This is a genomic window from Pseudanabaena sp. CCNP1317 (assembly GCF_034931345.1).
Lineage (GTDB): Bacteria > Cyanobacteriota > Cyanobacteriia > Pseudanabaenales > Pseudanabaenaceae > Pseudanabaena > Pseudanabaena galeata.
Genome location: NZ_JAYGIF010000060.1, coordinates 16,784 through 36,917, shown reverse-complemented (window position 1 = coordinate 36,917; position 20,134 = coordinate 16,784). Strand labels below are relative to the sequence as shown.

Below are 20,134 nucleotides of genomic sequence, written 5' to 3'. Positions count from 1 at the left end.
AAACTTACATTGCTATATCTAAATCTCATTAATCAATTGCAGCAATGCATCAGTCGTCACCTTGCCACTCATATCTGTACCTTCCAGCAAGCTATCCGCCAGATCTCGTTTATGAGCGTGCAGATCGACAATCTTCTCTTCGATTGTGCCCTTAGCCACAAGGCGATAAATCGTGACGGGGCGCTTTTGACCAATGCGATGGGCGCGATCGCTTGCTTGATCTTCCACCGCAGGATTCCACCAAGGGTCCATGTGAATCACATAATCGGCGGCTGTGAGATTTAAACCCGTACCGCCAGCCTTGAGACTAATTAGGAAAACATCACCTTCACCCCCTTGGAAAGCCTCCACACGCTTTTTGCGATCTTTAGCAGGAGTACTGCCATCAAGATATTGATAGCTGATCTTTTGTGAATCTAGATAATCGCGAATGATGTGCAGATGATCGACAAATTGGCTAAATACTAGCGCCTTGTGTTTATTGTCCAGTAACTCATTGACCACTTCGCCAAAAAGCTGAAGCTTAGAACTAGGTAAAGGAATATCGGGTCTCACCAGCTTGGTATTACAGCAGGCACGGCGCAATTTCATGATTTCCGCAAGAACTTGTAAATGCTTCTGACCTGCATTAGCATCAGTATTGCTTAATTTTGCAACTGCCTCACGACGTAATGCTTCATAAAAAGCGAGTTCTTCTTTGGTGAGTTCCACCTGTAGAGTGACTTCGGTGCGCGATGGTAACTCTTGCAATACTTGGTTTTTGGTACGTCGAAGAATAAAGGGCTGAATTAATTTTTTGAGTTGATTGCGAGCTTCTCGATCCTGCGATCGCTCGATTGGATTGGCATAATTCGTATTGAAACTATCGAGGGAACCCAATAGCCCAGGATTAATAAACCGAAATAGATTCCACAGTTCGCCGAGATGGTTCTCGATTGGTGTGCCAGTCGTGATCAGTTTGAAGCCACTTTGAAGATTCATGGCAGCTTGTGATCTCTTAGTCGCCGTGTTCTTAATCGCTTGGGCTTCATCCAGCACAACTGTTTGCCATTGCACTTTAGCGAGTTTTTCGGCGACATCTTCCTGTTGCAGTAATCCATAGCTACAAATCACCATGTCAAAGGGTTGAAGATTGTCAAGCACCTTTTGGCGATCGCCTGTGCCAAACACAATTACATTCAGCGTTGGCGCAAATTTTGCAGCTTCACTAATCCAGTTCATGCAGACTGAAGTTGGCGCAACGATCAGGGTGGAACCTTGGGAAGCGCGAGTCAAAATCAACGCCAAAGACTGTAAGGTTTTGCCTAAGCCCATGTCGTCGGCTAGGCAAGCACCAACTCCCCAATGGGCAAGACGTGCCAACCATTCAAAGCCCTCAATCTGATAGTCACGGAGATCGGCTTGCAATGTGGAGGGAAGTTGCGGCACAAAATTTCGCATTTCCTTAATTCTTTTAACATGTGCTTTCCAATGTTTATCGGCTTTGAGATCGTCGATTTCATCGACAAAATCTTCTAGAGCTAAAGCAGCTAATGGATGAAATCTTGTGCCTTTGCCATGTTTTTCTGATAGGCGACGGAACTCATCTAGGCGATTGCGAAACTGTTGGGTCAAAGCAATAAACTGCCCATCACCAAGGGGAATAAAACGACTAGGAGTTTTATCAAGTAATTCTAATAAGCGCTGCATATCTAGTACCTTGTCATCACCTAGGCGTAATTCGCCTTCCGCAGCGAACCAATCACGGCTTTGATTGATCGACATTCTGAAATCACCAAAGCCAGCGCGATGGCTGATTTTCATCTTCTCACCCTCTGGCCATTCCAAGACAATGCGATCGCCTAATGCTTGCAGTTCCAGTAATAATTCCAAACAAAATTCGGGATCATCAATCGTCCATTCGCTCTCATGTTCTTCATAATTACCTAGGGTTAGACAAGCAGCGATCGCCTCATTTGCTAGCTTTTTCTCTTCCTTTAAATTACGAGTTGCTTGCAAACGCTTACCATCTATTTCTGCTAGCACCGTCGCCCCGCCTGTCCCCGGACGATAGTAGGCTCCCGCATTGGCAAAGGGTCGAGCTAACACAGCGACTTTCAAGCCACTTCCTGCAGGTAAAACATGTACATGGGGTTTGCTATCCGACGGTACTTCTTCGGCATCACTGACACCGCCGCCAATATCTGAATGCACAGTCACAATCGAAGAGATGCCATGAATCGCCGCAAGAACTTTTTCTTTCGCGGCTACAGGAATTTCGAGGCGGTTCTTTCTGCCAATAATCTCAGTGATACGACGATGGGATTCGGTCACCTGTGTCACCTTAAGGCGCGTGGGGCTTTCCTTCGTGACCACAAAGTTTTGTCCATCCTTCAATTGTGGCGAAAATTCTAAGACTAAGCGATCGCCCTTACTTGCTTTGACGAGCAGTTCTGGTTCCCCTTTGACAATATCAACACGAGTAGTTGGCGAATCTTCCCAGAATACCAAGGGATGTCCAACTAAGGCACAGATCGTATCTTCATCAAATTCATATTGGCTTTGACCGTAATAGCCATGATAGGAATATACTTGCACATGGGAACATACAAGAATATCCTGTGGAGTCATGTAGGGAAACTCATGCACCGACTCCTTCAGTCGCTTGACTGCAATGTTACGCCCTGCACTCCACACACCTTTAGCATTAACCTTCTGTTCACGCGGCTGGATCGTACAGATTCCCTTATTAAAAGTAATAAACCAAACCAAACGTTGGGGTGAATTACTAGCTGATTTTGACTGTTCCTGTGGCGATTTGCTAAGATTTAGCAATGCATTCAGACTTAGTTCCCAAGTTTCTTGAGGACGGATCAGATTGACAATAGTGGGAATTTGGTTGCTTTGGCGCAATTTGTGAGCATGTTTTTGATGAATAGAGTTAGGGGCAAGTTCTCCCAATAATTCGGCTGCTTCCATCGATATCCAATGATATCCTGCATTTACCGATTGTTTGAGCAATGGTTCGAGGATTTTGGGTAATTCGATTCTAGATTTTTCAGGATTTGCCCAATAAAGACAGAGCGCACTAATAAGTGCTTCAAGGCAATGGCTCTCTGTGTGATTGTGGATATATTCACTGCTGAGCAAATCCTTTTGGGGGATATCTCCCAATTGGAACTTCAAAACTTTTTGCAATCTGCTATAAGAAACCTGTAGCCAATGATTTGTCTGCTTTACCATGATTGCCGTATAGCCTTCGGCTTCGCGCATACTTTCAGCAGTGCCTTCCTGAATCAGCGCTAATATGAAAAATAGCCCCGGTTCACCACTGAAGTAAACTTGACGCTTACCTGTAGCTTTTCTGATCATCTTTAGGGATTGGCGAAACTGCGCGATCGCCAATTCGCGATCGCCTTTCAGAAAATATAACCAAGCCAATAGAGCATCCCCAGCATCTTTATAGGCAATCGATAGGCGATTGTAGGCTTCTTGGACAGTTTGCAAATCAGCACGTAATAGACTCTGCTCGATCAAAATTAGTAGTAACTGATCGGTACAGCGATCGCCTTCTTCTTGAAATTCCTTTTGTAGAAGTGTCAAAGCTGCATCAGTTGGCTTCAACTTTAGCATTCCATTGGTTAAAATTGTTGCTAAAGCGATTTCATAGAATTCTAGTTGTAAGGTCTGGAACCATTCAGGATCGAAGGGGTTGCTACAGACTTGATATAAAATTGCATCTAAGGTAATTTTTTGTTGGGAATAGCCATAGCGATAGAAGTCTTCAAACTGCTTAGTGACAAACTTAATATCTTGGCGGTAAATACCAATCCTGACTTCACGGATAAATTGCGATTCACTCCTGAAAGTCCGTGAATCAGTTCTACCGTAAGATGGCACAGGAATTTGTAACTCGATCACAGTGGCAATCTTCTCAAATTGTCCTGATTTCACGGCATCACGCGCGGCAATATCGATCAAAGAAGTATGGCATTGTAAGCCTTGAGAACGATCTTGGGTGAGTAAGTTTAATTTTAAAAATCGATCAGTATATGTCTTTAAACTAATCCCCGTAAAGTGCTTATTATCTTTGTCCTTGAGTCCAAGCTGAAGTAGAGAGTCAAAATATACGCTGCGATTAACTGGTTCATAAGCGATCGCAAATACTTGGATCATCTGTTTCTCTAGTGGCAACAATTTGTTGTAACTAGCTGTCATGGCTTCATAAAGCTTCGCAGAATCAACTTGAGAATCAGGCATATCAGGGTTTGTATTGTGACTAGATAATTAGAAGGATTTGCGATCAGCAGCAACACAATCAAATTAAATTTTGTATTGTATTTGTTGCCAATTACTAATCTTAGCAAAAATCTGGTTTTCAATATAGATTTGCAGCAACTTTCGCTCAGCCTATTGACTGATGTAGTACCAAAACACAAAATGGCGTAGCCATTTTGTGTTTTTAAAACCCTTATTGGGTTTGATTTTTAATTCCTGAAAGTGTGGCAACACTTTCAGGAATTGGTTTAACGGAAAAGCAGAGACTTGGGCTGGGAGACTAAGCCCAAGCCTATCCAAAAAATGTAAGGGTTTGGTCTCCAAACCCTCTGTCAATATCCTATTGAAAGATCAGAGTGATTTCATGTCATTCATGGGAGTGTGGATTGAATGAATATACAAATGGATTGTTTAGAGAGTTCTATCCTAAAAGTACCAATCTCAAAATCTTCAAAGAAGAAGACTCTCAGTGAGTCGTGGATTTGAGCAATCATAGACTGAGAGAACCTTTTGACTACTCCTTGCGAAGTCTACTCTGCTCCATCGGAACCAGTTGCATCGCATAATTGCATTGGCGAACATTTCATTATGAATATATATACAAGGCCAGCCCAACCATTTAATTAACAAATCTCTTTTATACTTAACACTTTGTAATGAATTTGTAATAGCATAGGGGATGACTCTAAACAACAAATTCTATGTTAGAACCTTCTCTAGCCGTGACAAATCAAGATTCGACTATTACCGAAACCACCGAAACACCATCATTGAAGGTTCCAGCTTTTTCTCGACCTCAGACAGGTCAAGACTATCTAAGCTATACCCTGAGCAATGCAGAATTTGCACCAACTGATAGTTTTGTAAGCCGCCACATAGGCGCGAGTTCTTCAGAAATTCAGCAAATGCTCACGGCTATTGGTTGTGACTCTCTAGAGGACATGATCGAAAAGACTGTGCCTGAGGCAATCAGAATTAGCCAGCCCTTGCGGTTAGGCGTAGCACGAGGGGAATATGAATTATTGCAGGAGTTAAAGGCGATCGCCTCGAAAAACCAAGTTTGGCGATCGTATATCGGGACTGGCTATTACAACTGCATTACACCGCCAATTATTCAGCGTAATATTTTAGAAAATCCGGGGTGGTACACACAGTACACCCCCTACCAAGCCGAGATTGCTCAAGGACGATTGGAAGCCTTGCTCAATTTCCAAACCATGATTATTGATTTGACAGGCTTAGAGATTGCCAATGCTTCTCTCTTAGATGAAGGAACTGCTGCTGCCGAAGCGATGACAATGGCGGCAGGACTAGCCAAGAACAAGGGGAACAAGTTCTTTGTATCCAGTGATTGTCATCCACAGACGATCGCAGTTGTCAAAACCCGTGCGATTCCTTTAGGAATTGAAGTAGTAATTGCTAAACATGACGAATTTGAATTTGACAAAAATTACTTTGGCGCTCTGTTGCAATATCCTGCTAGCGATGGTGCAATTTATGACTACACCGATGTAATTGCTCAAATTCATGCTCAAGGTGGTTTAGCGATCGTCGCCGCAGATTTATTAGCACTCACATTGATTAAATCACCTGCTGAATTTGGAGCGGATATTGCGATCGGTAGCGCCCAAAGATTTGGAGTTCCCTTTGGTTATGGTGGACCACATGCCGCTTACATGGCAACCAAGGAAGCTTACAAGCGCCAAATGCCGGGACGCATGATCGGTGTTTCTAAGGATGTGCATGGTCGTCCTGCTCTACGTTTAGCCCTCCAAACCCGTGAGCAACATATCCGTCGAGATAAAGCAACTAGTAACATTTGTACGGCTCAAGTTTTGCTAGCAATTATGGCGAGTATGTATGCCGTTTATCACGGTGCAGAAGGATTAAAGCGCATTGCTCAGCGAGTAAATCTCCTAACCGCAACGCTTGCCAAATCCCTAGAGAATTTAGGGCATACAGTCACACATCAATCTTTCTTTGACACAATTCGCATTGAGTTAAAGGGAATCTCTAGTGATGAAATCAAAGCTAGAGCCGCTGTCAAACAAATTAATTTGCGGTACTTAGCAGATAATGCGATCGCAATTAGTCTCGATGAAACCGTCTCTAAACAAGATCTAATCGACCTAATCGAAATCTTTGCTGGTGAAGCCCCCAATCTCCAATCCCCAATCTCCAATCCCCAATTCCCAATTCCCAATCACCTAACCCGTACTTCCCCCTATCTCACCCATCCAGTATTTAATTCCTACCACTCCGAATCAGAACTACTGCGCTATATCTACCGACTCCAAGCTAAAGATTTATCGCTGACTACATCGATGATCCCCCTTGGTTCCTGCACCATGAAGCTCAACGCAACTTCGGAAATGCTTCCTGTTACATGGGCAGAATTTGGCAATATTCATCCCTTTGTGCCATTAGAACAAACCCAAGGCTATCAAATTCTATTTGAACAATTGGAGAATTGGCTTGCCGAAATTACTGGTTTTGCTGGTGTATCGCTACAACCAAACGCTGGTTCTCAAGGCGAATACGCAGGTTTATTAACAATTCGCGAATATCATCTACATCGCGGTCAAACTAATCGTCATATTTGTCTGATTCCCACTTCGGCACATGGTACAAATCCCGCGAGTGCAGTCATGGCTGGAATGAAAGTCGTCACCGTAAATTGTGACAATGAGGGAAATATTGATGTGAATGACCTCAAATCGAAAGCTGAAAAACATCAGCATGAACTTGCTGCCCTGATGGTTACCTATCCTTCTACACATGGAGTGTTTGAAGAATCGATTAAGGATATTTGTGACATCATTCATTATTACGGTGGACAGGTGTATATGGATGGTGCAAATATGAATGCCCAAGTTGGACTCTGTCGCCCAGGGGATATCGGCGCAGATGTATGTCATCTCAATCTGCACAAAACATTCTGCATTCCCCATGGTGGTGGTGGGCCTGGGATGGGACCAATTTGTGTTGCACCGCAGTTAGTTCCCTTTTTACCTAAACATCCTTTTAATGGACAGCCTGAACAAACTACAATTTCGGCAGCTCCTTGGGGAAGTGCCAGTATTCTCACGATTTCATGGGTTTATATCGCCTTAATGGGAGCAAAGGGTTTAAAACTTGCGACGGAAGTTGCTATTTTAAACGCCAACTATATGGCTCAACGTCTTGCACCGCATTATCCAATTCTTTATACAGGCAAAAATGGCTTAGTTGCCCATGAATGTATTATCGATTTACATGACTGCAAAGCGATCGCAGGTATTGAGGTGGATGATGTCGCTAAGCGCTTAATGGATTATGGATTTCATGCGCCCACAATGTCATGGCCAGTAGCAGGAACGATGATGATCGAGCCAACGGAGAGCGAATCGAAAGTAGAACTCGATCGCTTCTGTGATGCGATGATCTCCATTAAGCAAGAAGTCAATGCGATCGCCTCTGGTGCGATGGACAAGCTCGATAATCCACTCAAAAATGCTCCTCACACTGCGGAGACTCTATTAGCTGATGATTGGTCTCATACCTATACCCGCAATCAAGCCGCTTATCCTGCACCTTGGCTCAAGGAGCATAAGTTCTGGACAAGTGTGGGACGCATCGATAATGCGTTTGGCGATCGCAATTTCGTCTGTTCTTGTTTGCCGATAGAAGCTTACGAATAAGGCTCCATAGGTGTTTCCAGTTTGAGATAGGGTTTGCATAGCAAACCCTATAGCCATTTGCGGCGTGCGAAGCACGCCGCAAATGGCTATATCGAACTCACGTTTACTTAACATCACATCCTAGGTTAAAAAGTCGGTCTGTTTTTTGACCTAGTACTCTTCCCTCCGTTGTACCACTGATGGTCACAATATCCTTGCCAACCAAATTGATATCGACAGCACTAACTGGAGAACGGGCTGTTTCTAAGGTTTTTCCGTTAGTGTTACTGGTACGTTTGCCGTTAGCAGTTAAAGCCCACAGCTTAGTTTGACCATCATCACCACCACTAACCAAATAGCAACCTTGAGAACTAAAGGCAACTGATCGCACAGGTTTAGAATTATGAGCATCCTTCCAGCCATCGATCAATTGACAAGGGCGATCGCCTTGCAAACAGGTACTGAGATCCCAAACTGACATATAGCCTTGATTATCGGCTGTAGCCAGTAAATTGCGTTTGAGATCGGGTACAGCAATGCTTTGGATATAGTCATCCTGTCCACCGACATTGGGATAGGGGATTTGCTTAACTGTATTGTTGACCCAGTTCCAAAGAACAAGCTGGTTATAACGACCAGCGATCGCCAAGGTGCTGTCATCTTGACCAACCAGAGCGATCGCAATGATTGCAAAATCAAATTTCTTAATCTGACTCGGTTGAGTGGGCGGATTAGTGAACAGATTTTGGAGATCCCATCGCAATACTGTGCCACTCCCATGACCACTAAATAAAGTTCGCGCATCGAGGGTATACTCTAAGCCAAATACGCGATCGTCTGCTTGGTTTGTAAATGTGGCGATCGGGCGTTTATTGTCGGCTTGACTATCCAAAATCTGGATTTCCCCATTTTCGAGTCCAGCCGCTACAAAATTATTATTAACAGGTCGATAGCGAACTGTGCGAATAGCTTTTTGAGCTTCCGTCAAAGTACCTAGATCAAAACCGCCAAAGGGTCGATAAAATCCTGATACATTCCACTTACGGATTGTGCGATCATTAGAACTACTAATCGCATTACCACCAATGCCATCATACTGAACAGATGTAACTGCTCCCTGATGCGGTGGAAATGGATTGTTAGGATTAAATCCAGACAACCAACCCATGATAAAGAAAAGGATTGCTAAAATCAGGATTATTAAGAGAAGTGGAACTACTGGTTTAACAACAACTTCAATCGCTTGGACTTCATCTATGGTGTTAACCCTTGTATCTTGCCAGTTTGCCTTGATTAACAGATTTAATTTTTGAGATATTCCTAGCCAAGGTCGGGATTTATCCACTTGAAGTTGAAGATCATTTTTACGGAATGGTTCAATTTCCGCATCATTGGGGGACACCTCAAAGGAAAAGTCTTCATAATCACTGGAGTTAACATTCTCTAGATCAAAACTAATTTTTTGAGGAAGGTTGCTAGCATTGTCGGCTGTGAGCGTAAATATCGCGGGTGAAGATTGCCAAAACTTCCACCATAACTTCCACGATCGCTTAGCGGGAATTGTTTGTAACCTTGGTGAACAGACTACGGCTAACTCACCTTTTGGCAATACTTCTAAGCTCGATGTTAATTGCGAAGGTAAGCCATTGGTGTGGGAAATATCGATGGTAAAGGGATAGGATTTGGCGATCGCATCATGATCAAAGGGCAAACTACATACAAAGGCTGCCCGAAACTGCGCCCCAGCCTTGACCGTGAACTGTTGAGTATTGCCCCTAGGAAACCATGAATCTGGCAGATCACGGCAGGTTAAGGTTACATTTGTATTTTGCTGACTGGGATTGCTAATTAAGATGGGAATTTCGAGATCGTCAAGGGGCATAGCCTGAAGCTTTTGAGCAGGTATGTCAGCTTTTAAAATTGATCGCCCTGCGCCTTCTTGGAGATTGATGCGTAATACTTCACGATTTTCTTCACGTAACTCGATTGAAAAAGCCCGAACTGTAATATTCATAATCCCCGTAAATCCTGAGATCGGGGTTTCAATAATCGAAACCACAAACTCGACTAGATCTCCTGGGGGGATCTTCACACTCACATCGGGGGAAATCGTATACCACTCATAGCCAACTTCTTGAATATCCGCACCTGCTGCTATCAGTTCAATTTGGAAACTAGAAAACTGATTGCTATCATTAACGACAACTACAGGAAAAGAATTTTTTGCCGAACCAATTTTAAAATTTAGTTCTTTTTGGGGTATCTCTAAGCCGATTTGATTTGCGGACATCGCCGTATTCTCCTAGGTTTCTCTGAAAATCGCAATAATTTGGGGTGGCTAGGAACGACGTGAAGCATCGCCTATCCTTAATGCTCTAGAACGGCTCAGAAGTGATTCTACTGAATTAGTCTGTCCCATTTGGGATGCGATCGCCGCTTTTTTAGCCTCATCTTTTTCGGCTCGCAGTTTACTAAGTTGACTCTTCATGCCATTTTGTCGTTCGGCAATGGTACTTCCCATCTCTTGAAATACTCGCGCCATTTGTCCCAGTTCATCTTGGCGCTGAGCCACTGAAGCTAATTCTTCAGGATTAAAAGATTCCTCTTCGATTTCCTTTGCCGCTGTCATCAGATTTTTAATAGGACGTAAAAGCCATGATGCGATCGCCAAACCGATCAAAATATTTACCCCCAACATAATCACAATAATAACTAAAGTGACTCGGTTATTGGTATCAATCTCCTGCATGAAAATTGACTTTGGCACAATAATTCCAACTGACCAATCTAATTCCAAATCTTCATCCAAATTTTGCATACTTAAAATATATTTTTCGCCATTAGAATTAAATTCAACTACCTGAAGATTTTCCACGCTTTGAGGCGATCCTAGCTGTTCTCGCAATGCTAATCCAGCATCTTGTAGTCGAGGATCTTTACTTTGAGCAAGTTCAAAACGCTTAATCGCATTGCCATTTCTCTCAAATACAGGCACGTCAGAAGTGGTGGCGACTAGATTGCCATTACCTTCAATCAAAAATACATTCCACTTATCGCTGGGGCGAGTTTGTAACATAAACTGTTTAATTTGTTTCAGAGAAATATTAATGCCTGCTACGCCCTGAAGCCCGCCATTAGCATTGTAGATTGGTGTAGCTTTGGTGGTAGTCAATTCCCCATCGGTTGTACTCACAAAAATCGAACTCCAAATAGCCTTGCCAGAGCGTTTAGCGTCAATATACCAAGGGCGCGTGCGATGGTCATAAACTTCATTCATAATCACTTTGCCGCGTATCCCATTATTGCTCAGTTCAAAAGTAGGGCGATTAGGATTGACATTATCTTCGCGAATGCGTAACAAAAAGTTGGAATCATTCTGGCGCTCAATGCCAACCATTGTGCCACTTTCATTACCATAAAACAGAATGTTTTGACTGTTTAGCTCTCTTGATTTATTAAATATCTCTCTTTGAACTTCCCCGATATTGTTTGGATTGACACTGCCGTTGAGAAGAGCGGTTGTCAATGCTTGATTAATTCGCACCGACTCTTTCAGGTAGGTATTGATTTTTAGCTCAACGCGATAGTTTAGATTACTACAAAGCTCACGGGTTAATTTTTGAACGGCGCGTTCACTACTATTAAATGAAATCCAACCCGTGATACCAACTGCTACGGTAATCTGAATGCTTAGAACAATGGGAAAAATTTGGCGAATCGAAGACATAATATTGATGACCTTGGATAAGTGTGAGCTTTTAGATGGGTTAAGGGTTTTATGGGGTTGTATCAACCATATTAGTGATGCGGCGCTGATCGGATTCTGGTTGAAGATTAAGGTTGTTTTGGTATTGAGGATTTACCTGCATAGATTGATACATTCCATAACGTTGAGCAGCGTAGTGGAGAATATTAATCCCCAATTCTTGGCTATTGCGAATGGTTTCTCTTGTCAGGGCTTGATCGGATTGACCACTCCAGATCGGTGACAGCTTGCCTAGTATGACAATTAACCCTCCATTCGTGAGAATCTGCATTGGTTGATCAGCGATCGCTGATAAATTGGGGAATAGAAATGGCTGACTACGGAGAGGATGAGTTCGCTCTAAATCGGAAAATGCTTGCATCGGTGTTTCCATGGGAACTCGACTGCGAAGGGAATCAAGAAAATCTTGGGTAGAGGAATTGATTTCAATGGCGATCGCTTCTAACTCAGACAGTAGTTCTGATTGAATACTCGACTGATCAGCTTGTTGAGCCATTGATTGCGATTGGCTAGTTTTTTTGAGCTTATTACTTGCATTTTGGAGTTCATTATAAATTCCTACTAGATTTTCTAACTGGCTATTACGAATTGATGCTTCGATTAGTACGACCCCACCCATAGCAATGTATTCTCGTAGAGCTAATTGTGTAGCATCATTGATAGTTAAGACTTGAGCATGGGTTAGACAAATGAGATGGTAGGAACTGAGATAACTGAGTGTCAGTTCGGCATTAAGATCCAGCATTCCAATTGGTTCAATCAGACTAAGGCTAGGTGCAAGACTGGATAACGATTGTCCGAGAAAATGAAGATTTTCTTGGATTGGGCCTTGTTGATTGTCGCTAAAAGTTGCTACCCGAACCAAATTTTGAGGACGAATTTGCGCTTGTAAACGGTAGCGCATATCTAATTGCGATACTTGGGGAGAAAATATATCTGTTGGTTTCTGGATTTCCAACTTCCCTTCAGCGATCGCAATCCGACAGATTTCTATATCCGTTTCAAGGGGCAAATCCGTCTTCTCATTGACTCGAAAGGTTTCCACCAATACCTCATTGCCATTGACTCGCTTGAGTTTAGCGGGATCGACATAGCTGAGAACTAGGTAAACGATCGCTATCTCAGCATCGTAAGCCGTCGTGGAAATCCGAAAATCGAGGGGCGTTGGTACAACAATAAAATTACCTTGCAGATCGATCGCCAGCCCTGGTTGAATTTGTACCCAACGCCCATCCCGAAATTTGGCGGGTAAATCCTCAGGCGCAGCGATCGGGGCAACTCCTAAACCACAAATTATCCCTGGTAAAAATAGAGACTGATACTGCACATTTTGGCGATGCTGATGATATTCGTGAGCGAGTCGCCATCGTTCACTATTGATCATCAATCCATCTGATACCTGTAACCTTTCAAAGGATTTAATTATGGGATAGGGAAAGTCATTCATAGGTTCTTAGTGATTTTTTCTCAATTATTTTTATCAGTACATTTTTAGGATTTAAAGATATCGGCGCTTCGTGACGACATCTTTAAATAACTTCTAGATCGTAGGTACAAAAAACAGGCTTTTCTCGTTCGATAATTCGATGGATAAGCGGCAGGTCAAGACTATTTTGTAAATCGTTACGAATTCGCACCACAAAATGAAAGGGTCTACCACCACCTGTGGAGGCGCTTTGTCCGAGGATTGCTTCACTAAGCACAAAACCCCGTCCTGTGATTTCAAAAATACTAATGTGTTTTTCTGCTTCAGGTAAATGTTCGTCGAGGGGTAATCCTGTAAACAAATGGATATAAAAGCGTAGCCCCCGACGAGTTCCCCGCCAGCGATAAATCTGCATGGCTTGCTTAATTAAGTAACGTTGCCGCTCAACATCAAGATTCGGTGATGTTTCCCAGCCCACCCAATGGGCGAGAAATGGCAACATAGTTTGAGGAGCTAACATCGGGTCGAGATAAGCCCAGAGTGTATCTAAGATCTGCACATCAGGTTCTAGAGCTTCTTCAAAGATCTTCAGCAAACGTCCTACAAAGTCTACTTCACGGTAAGTATCAGGTAAGAAGTCCAGATATAAACTAGGCGGACGCACATACAGCCGAAATGGCTCAACATCGAATAATTCTAGTCTAGGAGAGAATCCTGCTTCTGAATTGGAACTCGCATAACCTCCATAAACTTGTAACTGCCCATGATAATTAATCGTGAGCGGCTGTCCTTGCACGATCGCCTCTTGTTTCTCAAAAAAGTCCGCAGGAACTTGGAAATAAAGTACAGCTTCCATCTCTGCATAGGGTGGTAACTCATTCCCTTCCATCCCAATTTGCAGCCAATCCGTTGGAAAGTCCCCTTCGACACGTAAGTTGGTTAGAAGCGATCGATTACTAGAATTCTTGAGCTTGACTACAATTTCGCTCGGTTCATGGGGATTAACCAGTAGCTTGCATTTAGTAGGCGATCGCGCACTATCACTATTAGCTCGTAACAGATTGTCCTGCGGATTTCCCAAATTATCAGCACTGGCTAAAGTCTCTTCGTTGGCATCAGGAGACTTCATCGAAATTAGGCGAATGCTTAGTGCTTGGAGCTTACTTTTTTGAGTCATAGGAGGTGGTATTTAGATGCTGTCATGCGGGCTTAACTGACAATATTAATCACATGGCTAGAGCGTAATCTAGGACTGCGCCAAGAGCAGATCAATCCAACTGAACCGGGGTCAATCATTGGTTGTGGCGCAAGTCTTCTCATCCATTCGCCGTTTTCATAGCGCAACTCAAATAGTTGTACTGTACCTAAAAAGCGCACACCTTGAAAGTTTTGTAACAGTTTGACAATATCAGACGGATAAACAGGACGACCAAACTCCCAACCTTGTCCGCTAACTCCACCCGTAATCGGATTAAGAAACCGATAGAGCATCACCTTAAGTTGTCGCACAATATCTTGCTGCACCTGTGGATTGCTGTAGGAAGATTCTAGGGCTATCTCAGTCTGTACACAGACCCCCACATATTCGGGTTGGTCTAGTTGAATTTGGATGCCTAGCATCTTCCGTTCATCAAGATAGCCTAAGACTCGGTCAATGAGGGGCTTGGTTAAAATGAACTGATCAGGAGCAATTCCTTGACCTTGCTCAATGCTTTCGGTGCGGACTCTAGGGACAACTAGTAACTTCACAGTTCCCGCCTCTTGTTTCCTCCGAGTGGGCGCACACATGACGCGAGCTACAGCACCATCCCCCGCAATCAGAGTCAAATATTCAAAATCAGTTTGGGTAATGGCGCGATCGCGAGTTCGGAGCATCTTAGGAACGCGCACCGCCACATCATCAAGGGATTCTGCATCAACACCATTGCTCGCCGAAATGTGATTGGTTAAACTGGCTACATAGGGAATAGCATTTTTGGCTATTCGCAAACTGCCGCGCTGCACATTACCGCGAAAGCCTCCACCTGTGCGATATTTCACCATTTGAATGATTGAGCCTTTGGGGGGAACTGCGCCATATTGAGTACCAGTTGACTTCGTATTCATGGCGATCGCTTTGGTCTGATCCGCCACCACTCTTTGCATCGGTTCCCCTTGAATCCGTAGACGTTGCAATGTATGCTGACTCTGATAATTGGGCGTTTGTACAAAGGGACCAAATTGAACTTGCCCTGAAGTAGAATCGATAATATAGTGCAGATCACTTTCCGTAGACTCAGAAAAGTCGGTAACCTCATGCCATATTTGTGGCAGTCCAATGGGGGGCGTAATTAGGAGATATTCATCAGCTTGACGAGGCAATACTGGTTGGTGCATTAGTTGAAATACTTGTCCTGATTTGCCATTGCTCTCCCCCAAAATCTCGTTTACTAAGGCATGACATTGAGTTGCCTTAATCGTTCCACCGATCGCTCTCGCACCCATACCAATAATATGTGGCGATCGGTTATAGGCTGACTGATTAGCGGTTGGTTCGACGTAGCTACAGCGTAGCCACCGTCCTCGATAAGTTGAAAACTGTGTTACATCCCATGTAAGTGGTAAATGAAAGATTACTTCTGCACCCTGCAAAGGATTTGTCCCTTCATTGGCTAATTCGCTAAAACTAAATCCTTTCGTGCGATCGTCACTCTCTTTTTGGAGTACAGGTTGCCATGCATTACCATTCCATGCTTCCCAAAATCGAGGTGGATTATTAGGGTTAATCCCTGTCGTTGTTGCTGATTCTCCCTTCAAGTTGAGAGCTATTACATTGCCATTGATCGGTTGCTCTCCATCAAACACTACATAGAAACAATTGTTTGGTTGAGGCGGTTCACTAAATAGAGCTATTTCCTGACCTGACCATCCCTCTTCACGATCCTCTGTCCATACATCTAAGAGTAAATCACGTAAAAACTCAGGATTTTCTTCGGCTCTAGGTGCAGCTAGTAAATGTAAAATTCGAGGATTCCCAATTACTAAAGGTTGATCGGTACTAAAGATGATCGCCTCTTCAGTTTCAGTTCGCAGTGTAGCAACCTCAATCCCCGCAGGAATTGTGTAGGGTTCTGGCAAAGAGGCACTCAGATAAAAAGTTACCTCTGTTTGAGCAGGTGCAGGTGGCTGTAAGCGAATCCCCAGTAATTCTAAAAAAGCAACATAATTACGTCGCGGGACTTGGTTAAACCGCATCAACATCTGATCGGTCAACCAAGCAAATAGTTCGATCAGGGTTACCCCTGGATCGCTAGGGTTATAATTTGTCCATTCTGGACAGTAGCGCGGGATTCTGAGAAGACACTCATTCACCAATTCTGCAAAGGTGCGATCGTCAAGATCTGATTTGGGCAAATTGGGAAGAAAATCAAACTCTTTCGTCATTACACAATGCTCTTAGGTGAATTTGGCGATGATTAGATTTTACTAGCTATGTTTACCCTTCGCGATTAAATACCAAATTATTTTAAAAAGTCGAAACCTATTTTTGTGGCACGGCTAAGCTGCTCTACAAAAATTGGCTCTTTACTAGCCATTTGGGGGCAGTAAATAAAACGGATAAACCAAGCTACGTCTATCATGACTTTCCTTTATTTCATAGAGGATTTTTAGATCTAAACGTCCTCTAATGGGATCTGGCTCTGCATAAACTCCCGTAACTTTAATCCTAGGTTCCCATCTATTCAATGCTTCTTCAACATAGATTCTGGCTAGCAAAATTGTCTGTGGATTCATCGGCGCAAAAGTGAGATGTGATAAGCGACTGCCAAAATTAGGGCGATATACTCGCTCTCCTAATTTAGTATTCAAAATTGTAGCGATCGACTCCTCTAGATTGCGATCGCCGCCATCAGTTTTTAGTTCACCTTGAACATTAATCCGCAAAGGGAACGAAAGCCCTCTACCAAGATAATCGCGATCTAAGTTACTCATAGTTAGTAATACATACTTATGGAATTTGTCCCGTTACTTGTCCAGCAAAATTAATGGAAATTACACCGCCCCAAGTACACATACATTTTGAGGAGTTGTTAAGCGCAGGAAAGTTGTTAATTAATACAGTTGGAGAGCCTGGAACCCAAGGAGCGACAGTCACAGGTATACAAGGCATAGGCGTAAATACTCCTAAAGCTGCTGCTGTGGCGGCGATTACCATTGGATTAGCAGGCGAGTTACACATCCCAAATGGAGGGATATTGGCGATCGGAGCAAAATCCATAATTGACGCGGCGAGAAGTCCTCCTGTCATTACAGGCATCCCCTTAGGGATCACAATCAACGAACTTGGTGCAACTCCAAAACTACATTGAAGCATTGCTCCCATAACAACTTGCTGTCCCATATCTTAATCTCCTCGACTTTTTAATGTTATACCAAAACACAAAAACGACTGCGCCATGTTTGTGTTTTTAAAAACCTCTCTGGGTTTGGTTTTCAATCAAAAGTATCGTCACAGTTTTGTGAATTGGTATTAAAGCGTCTTGCGATGGAGGAAACAACTAATTATTCACTAGGAAATTAATTAATCTTAACTAAACTACCTTTAATCACAGCTATCCCACTTGCATCCACATTAACTATCCCGCCTTTAATTGTATTCGCTCCAGTTGCCTCAACATTGATCACGGGTGCTTCCATTTTAGCTGTAGTCGTACCTTTAATCTGTACTTGCGCTCCTTCAATTACTACACCTGTGTTAGAAATCACTATTTTGTTACTACCCACTTTAAGCGTAATGTTGGTTGTTGCGGTTAAGGTCATATTAGCCGCATTAATCGTTAAATCTTTAGATGTCCCAGATGTACCAGTTTTAACTGTTATATCTCCCGTTGAAGTGAGACTAATTACCTTACTGTTATCATCAGCCCGAAATTTGTGACCACCAGTAGTTTCGAGTTCAACAAATTTATCGCTATCATTTAATCGCAGATTATGACCACCGATTGTATTTAGGTAAACGCCTTTTTTAGTAGGGGATTTATCTTCTTCGACAAATTGCAATTGATGACCAACGCGAGTTTTAAAAGTCCGTAAGCGTACTTTTCCACCTACAACACTGTCAGTGACTACGGCTGGAGGAGCATCAGTCCCATTCCATACTCCACCAATCACGTAGGGTCGATGGATATCACCATGCTCAAAAGCTACTAAAACTTCATCATTAACTTCTGGCAAACAATCAAGCCCTCTATTAGCTCCTGCGCCTACGCCCACGACCCTAGCCCAGTTGCTTTCGTGTTCCTCGGTAAGCGTCGGAAATTTAACTTTGACCCTTCCGCATTGGTCAGGATCATTATTGTTTGTAACTATACCAACCAACATGGTTTGACCTGGTTGCAAATGAGTCTTGGATGACAAAATGGAATACAAATCGCCACCACGTAGACCGCGCACGCTGAAATGGGTAGTGTACGTTCGATTCTGAAATAAATGATGAGTTTCGGTAACATAATAACTACCGCTATAGTTGCCCATGTCAGTTAGCTTTATGACCTTACCCGCCCTGATCAAAGGATTACCAGTGCCTTTTGCATCAGCATTGACAAATTCTCCCCCCAATTCATCACATAGAGATTGAGCGATTTTTTGAGCTTCAGCAGCGCTAAAAATTGGCTGATCGACAACAATCATTTTCGGACCAGTGGGCTTACCAGAAAATGCACTACTAGTTGAACTGCCTTTACCGCTAGTATTGCTGGTAATTACTGACTCAGTGGATGCTGTAGAAACGATCGCTCTTTTTGTCTTGTAGTCCCAGCCTCTTACTTCAACCGAGTTAACTTGCTCTGCCCCCGTAACACGGACGCGAAAGCTAGATAGATCTTTTAACCATTTAAGAGATATCTCTGCACCTTTTGTAGATTTACGAAAATTTAATTTCCCATCTTGCATATATAGCTCAAAACCATTGCGGGCTGCTCGTTCCTGCAAAAATTCCATATTCGTTTGATTCTCTTGGAATACATATTTATGGATTGGGGTAGTTTCGGTGATCGTCCCAGTTGCAATGCCAGATTCACCAGCTAGTTTTTTGACAATATCGCTATCACTCATTTCTAAGAAAGAACGATTGTGCCGACCTCTATGTAAGCGATGAGCAACGTCATAGCCACGAATGATAATCGGAGCCTTGGCTTCTGCCGTAAAATCTGTTTCTATGGCAGTAATTTCACCTTCTAAGACATATGCAGACGATGCATCGTCAAAGTCAGGGTCTTCTGTGGTGCTGGCGGTGAATCCAATCTTGACTTTTTTACCGATCGCAAATTTGCTCATATGCTTCCAAGGTGCTGTGCTATCACCATAGAAGTAATTATTACTAATGATCAGTGTAAACATGCCGAGTTGATGCAGGCTTTCTTCGGCAGATACTTGCAAAATATCGGCAATCAAGTCTTCGGAAGCAGGAGTTCCATCAATTGTAAGGGAGAACTGAGATCTATATGTTGCTGGCATTGGTAATTTTAGTTAGTAATAAAAAAGTGTTGTTGGGAATATTTCTAAATGTCATCAACTAACTTAAATGTCATCAACTTCTTGGAGATCAATGCTTACCTTTGCTCTGACAGGAGTACCGTCGGCGAGAAACATGGTTAGATCATAGCTAATGCTGGTGACAACACATTTAAGATATTGTTCTCCCCAAGCAAATATATATACGGGTGGACGTTTTAATGACCCTGCAATTTCTGTGGATTTGATGATCGGCGAGATGAGATCGAGAACGCTTGTCTTGGTTGGGTATTCATAAGTATCAAACCATAAATTTGATAACTTCAAAGTTTCCGCACCTCGATTGGAGTAAGAAACTTTTGGAAAACCTGCTGCGGTATATGCACCATCCTCTACTTTCCAAGTAACCGTTCTCGCAAACGACAAACTTTCGGGGTTAAATTGGAAATTGATGGCTACAGCACCTGCATCGGTGGTGGTGAGCATTGCTTTAACGAGTGTCATAATCTGTTTACCTAAAAGTTTCTGAAAAAG

General features: G+C 43.0%; 11 protein-coding genes. 1 reads left to right on the top strand and 10 read right to left on the bottom strand.

Going from position 1 to position 20,134, the window contains the following annotated elements; all coding sequences use genetic code 11:
* Positions 1 to 18 precede the first annotated feature (18 nt).
* Complete coding sequence (locus tag VB775_RS13065; RefSeq protein ID WP_281007405.1) at positions 19 to 4,239, bottom strand: DEAD/DEAH box helicase; 4,221 nt, start codon at positions 4,237 to 4,239, stop codon at positions 19 to 21.
* 719 nt (positions 4,240 to 4,958) lie between these two features.
* Between VB775_RS13065 and gcvP the strand changes: the two genes are divergently transcribed.
* Positions 4,959 to 7,937, top strand: a complete 2,979-nt coding sequence (gene gcvP, locus VB775_RS13055; RefSeq protein WP_281007406.1) for an aminomethyl-transferring glycine dehydrogenase — start codon at positions 4,959 to 4,961, stop codon at positions 7,935 to 7,937.
* 103 nt (positions 7,938 to 8,040) lie between these two features.
* Here gcvP and VB775_RS13050 read toward each other — a convergent pair whose 3' ends face one another.
* The 9 genes from VB775_RS13050 to VB775_RS13010 all read right to left on the bottom strand — a co-directional run bounded on the left by VB775_RS13050 (position 8,041) and on the right by VB775_RS13010 (position 20,104).
* Positions 8,041 to 10,206, bottom strand: a complete 2,166-nt coding sequence (locus VB775_RS13050) for a hypothetical protein (protein WP_281007407.1) — start codon at positions 10,204 to 10,206, stop codon at positions 8,041 to 8,043.
* Between the two features lie 48 nt (positions 10,207 to 10,254).
* On the bottom strand, positions 10,255 to 11,643 hold the full coding sequence (locus VB775_RS13045; RefSeq protein ID WP_281007408.1) for a cache domain-containing protein: 1,389 nt from the start codon (positions 11,641 to 11,643) through the stop codon (positions 10,255 to 10,257).
* A gap of 49 nt (positions 11,644 to 11,692) precedes the next feature.
* The gene (locus VB775_RS13040; protein ID WP_281007409.1) at positions 11,693 to 13,129 is read right to left on the bottom strand and encodes a hypothetical protein; all 1,437 of its coding nucleotides are present in this window, start codon (positions 13,127 to 13,129) and stop codon (positions 11,693 to 11,695) included.
* 82 nt (positions 13,130 to 13,211) lie between these two features.
* Positions 13,212 to 14,285, bottom strand: coding sequence for a phage tail protein (locus VB775_RS13035; RefSeq protein ID WP_281007410.1), 1,074 nt, complete (start codon positions 14,283 to 14,285; stop codon positions 13,212 to 13,214).
* A 32-nt stretch (positions 14,286 to 14,317) separates the two neighbouring features.
* Positions 14,318 to 16,531 (bottom strand): putative baseplate assembly protein, encoded by a 2,214-nt coding sequence (locus VB775_RS13030; protein ID WP_281007411.1) that lies wholly within the window; start codon positions 16,529 to 16,531, stop codon positions 14,318 to 14,320.
* A 144-nt stretch (positions 16,532 to 16,675) separates the two neighbouring features.
* Complete coding sequence (locus tag VB775_RS13025) at positions 16,676 to 17,080, bottom strand: GPW/gp25 family protein (protein ID WP_281007412.1); 405 nt, start codon at positions 17,078 to 17,080, stop codon at positions 16,676 to 16,678.
* 16 nt (positions 17,081 to 17,096) lie between these two features.
* Complete coding sequence (locus VB775_RS13020; RefSeq protein WP_281007413.1) at positions 17,097 to 17,489, bottom strand: DUF4280 domain-containing protein; 393 nt, start codon at positions 17,487 to 17,489, stop codon at positions 17,097 to 17,099.
* A gap of 176 nt (positions 17,490 to 17,665) precedes the next feature.
* Positions 17,666 to 19,603, bottom strand: coding sequence for a VgrG-related protein (locus VB775_RS13015; protein ID WP_281007414.1), 1,938 nt, complete (start codon positions 19,601 to 19,603; stop codon positions 17,666 to 17,668).
* Between the two features lie 63 nt (positions 19,604 to 19,666).
* Complete coding sequence (locus tag VB775_RS13010) at positions 19,667 to 20,104, bottom strand: hypothetical protein (RefSeq protein WP_281007415.1); 438 nt, start codon at positions 20,102 to 20,104, stop codon at positions 19,667 to 19,669.
* Positions 20,105 to 20,134: the final 30 nt, after the last annotated feature.

What these genes read in the sequence shown, in the direction of transcription:
- VB775_RS13065 (WP_281007405.1), bottom strand. Translation starts at nt 4,239, where the DNA reads ATGCCTGATTCTCAAGTTGATTCTGCGAAGCTTTATGAAGCCATGACA.
- gcvP (WP_281007406.1), top strand. Translation starts at nt 4,959, where the DNA reads ATGTTAGAACCTTCTCTAGCCGTGACAAATCAAGATTCGACTATTACC.
- VB775_RS13050 (WP_281007407.1), bottom strand. Translation starts at nt 10,206, where the DNA reads ATGTCCGCAAATCAAATCGGCTTAGAGATACCCCAAAAAGAACTAAAT.
- VB775_RS13045 (WP_281007408.1), bottom strand. Translation starts at nt 11,643, where the DNA reads ATGTCTTCGATTCGCCAAATTTTTCCCATTGTTCTAAGCATTCAGATT.
- VB775_RS13040 (WP_281007409.1), bottom strand. Translation starts at nt 13,129, where the DNA reads ATGAATGACTTTCCCTATCCCATAATTAAATCCTTTGAAAGGTTACAG.
- VB775_RS13035 (WP_281007410.1), bottom strand. Translation starts at nt 14,285, where the DNA reads ATGACTCAAAAAAGTAAGCTCCAAGCACTAAGCATTCGCCTAATTTCG.
- VB775_RS13030 (WP_281007411.1), bottom strand. Translation starts at nt 16,531, where the DNA reads ATGACGAAAGAGTTTGATTTTCTTCCCAATTTGCCCAAATCAGATCTT.
- VB775_RS13025 (WP_281007412.1), bottom strand. Translation starts at nt 17,080, where the DNA reads ATGAGTAACTTAGATCGCGATTATCTTGGTAGAGGGCTTTCGTTCCCT.
- VB775_RS13020 (WP_281007413.1), bottom strand. Translation starts at nt 17,489, where the DNA reads ATGGGACAGCAAGTTGTTATGGGAGCAATGCTTCAATGTAGTTTTGGA.
- VB775_RS13015 (WP_281007414.1), bottom strand. Translation starts at nt 19,603, where the DNA reads ATGCCAGCAACATATAGATCTCAGTTCTCCCTTACAATTGATGGAACT.
- VB775_RS13010 (WP_281007415.1), bottom strand. Translation starts at nt 20,104, where the DNA reads ATGACACTCGTTAAAGCAATGCTCACCACCACCGATGCAGGTGCTGTA.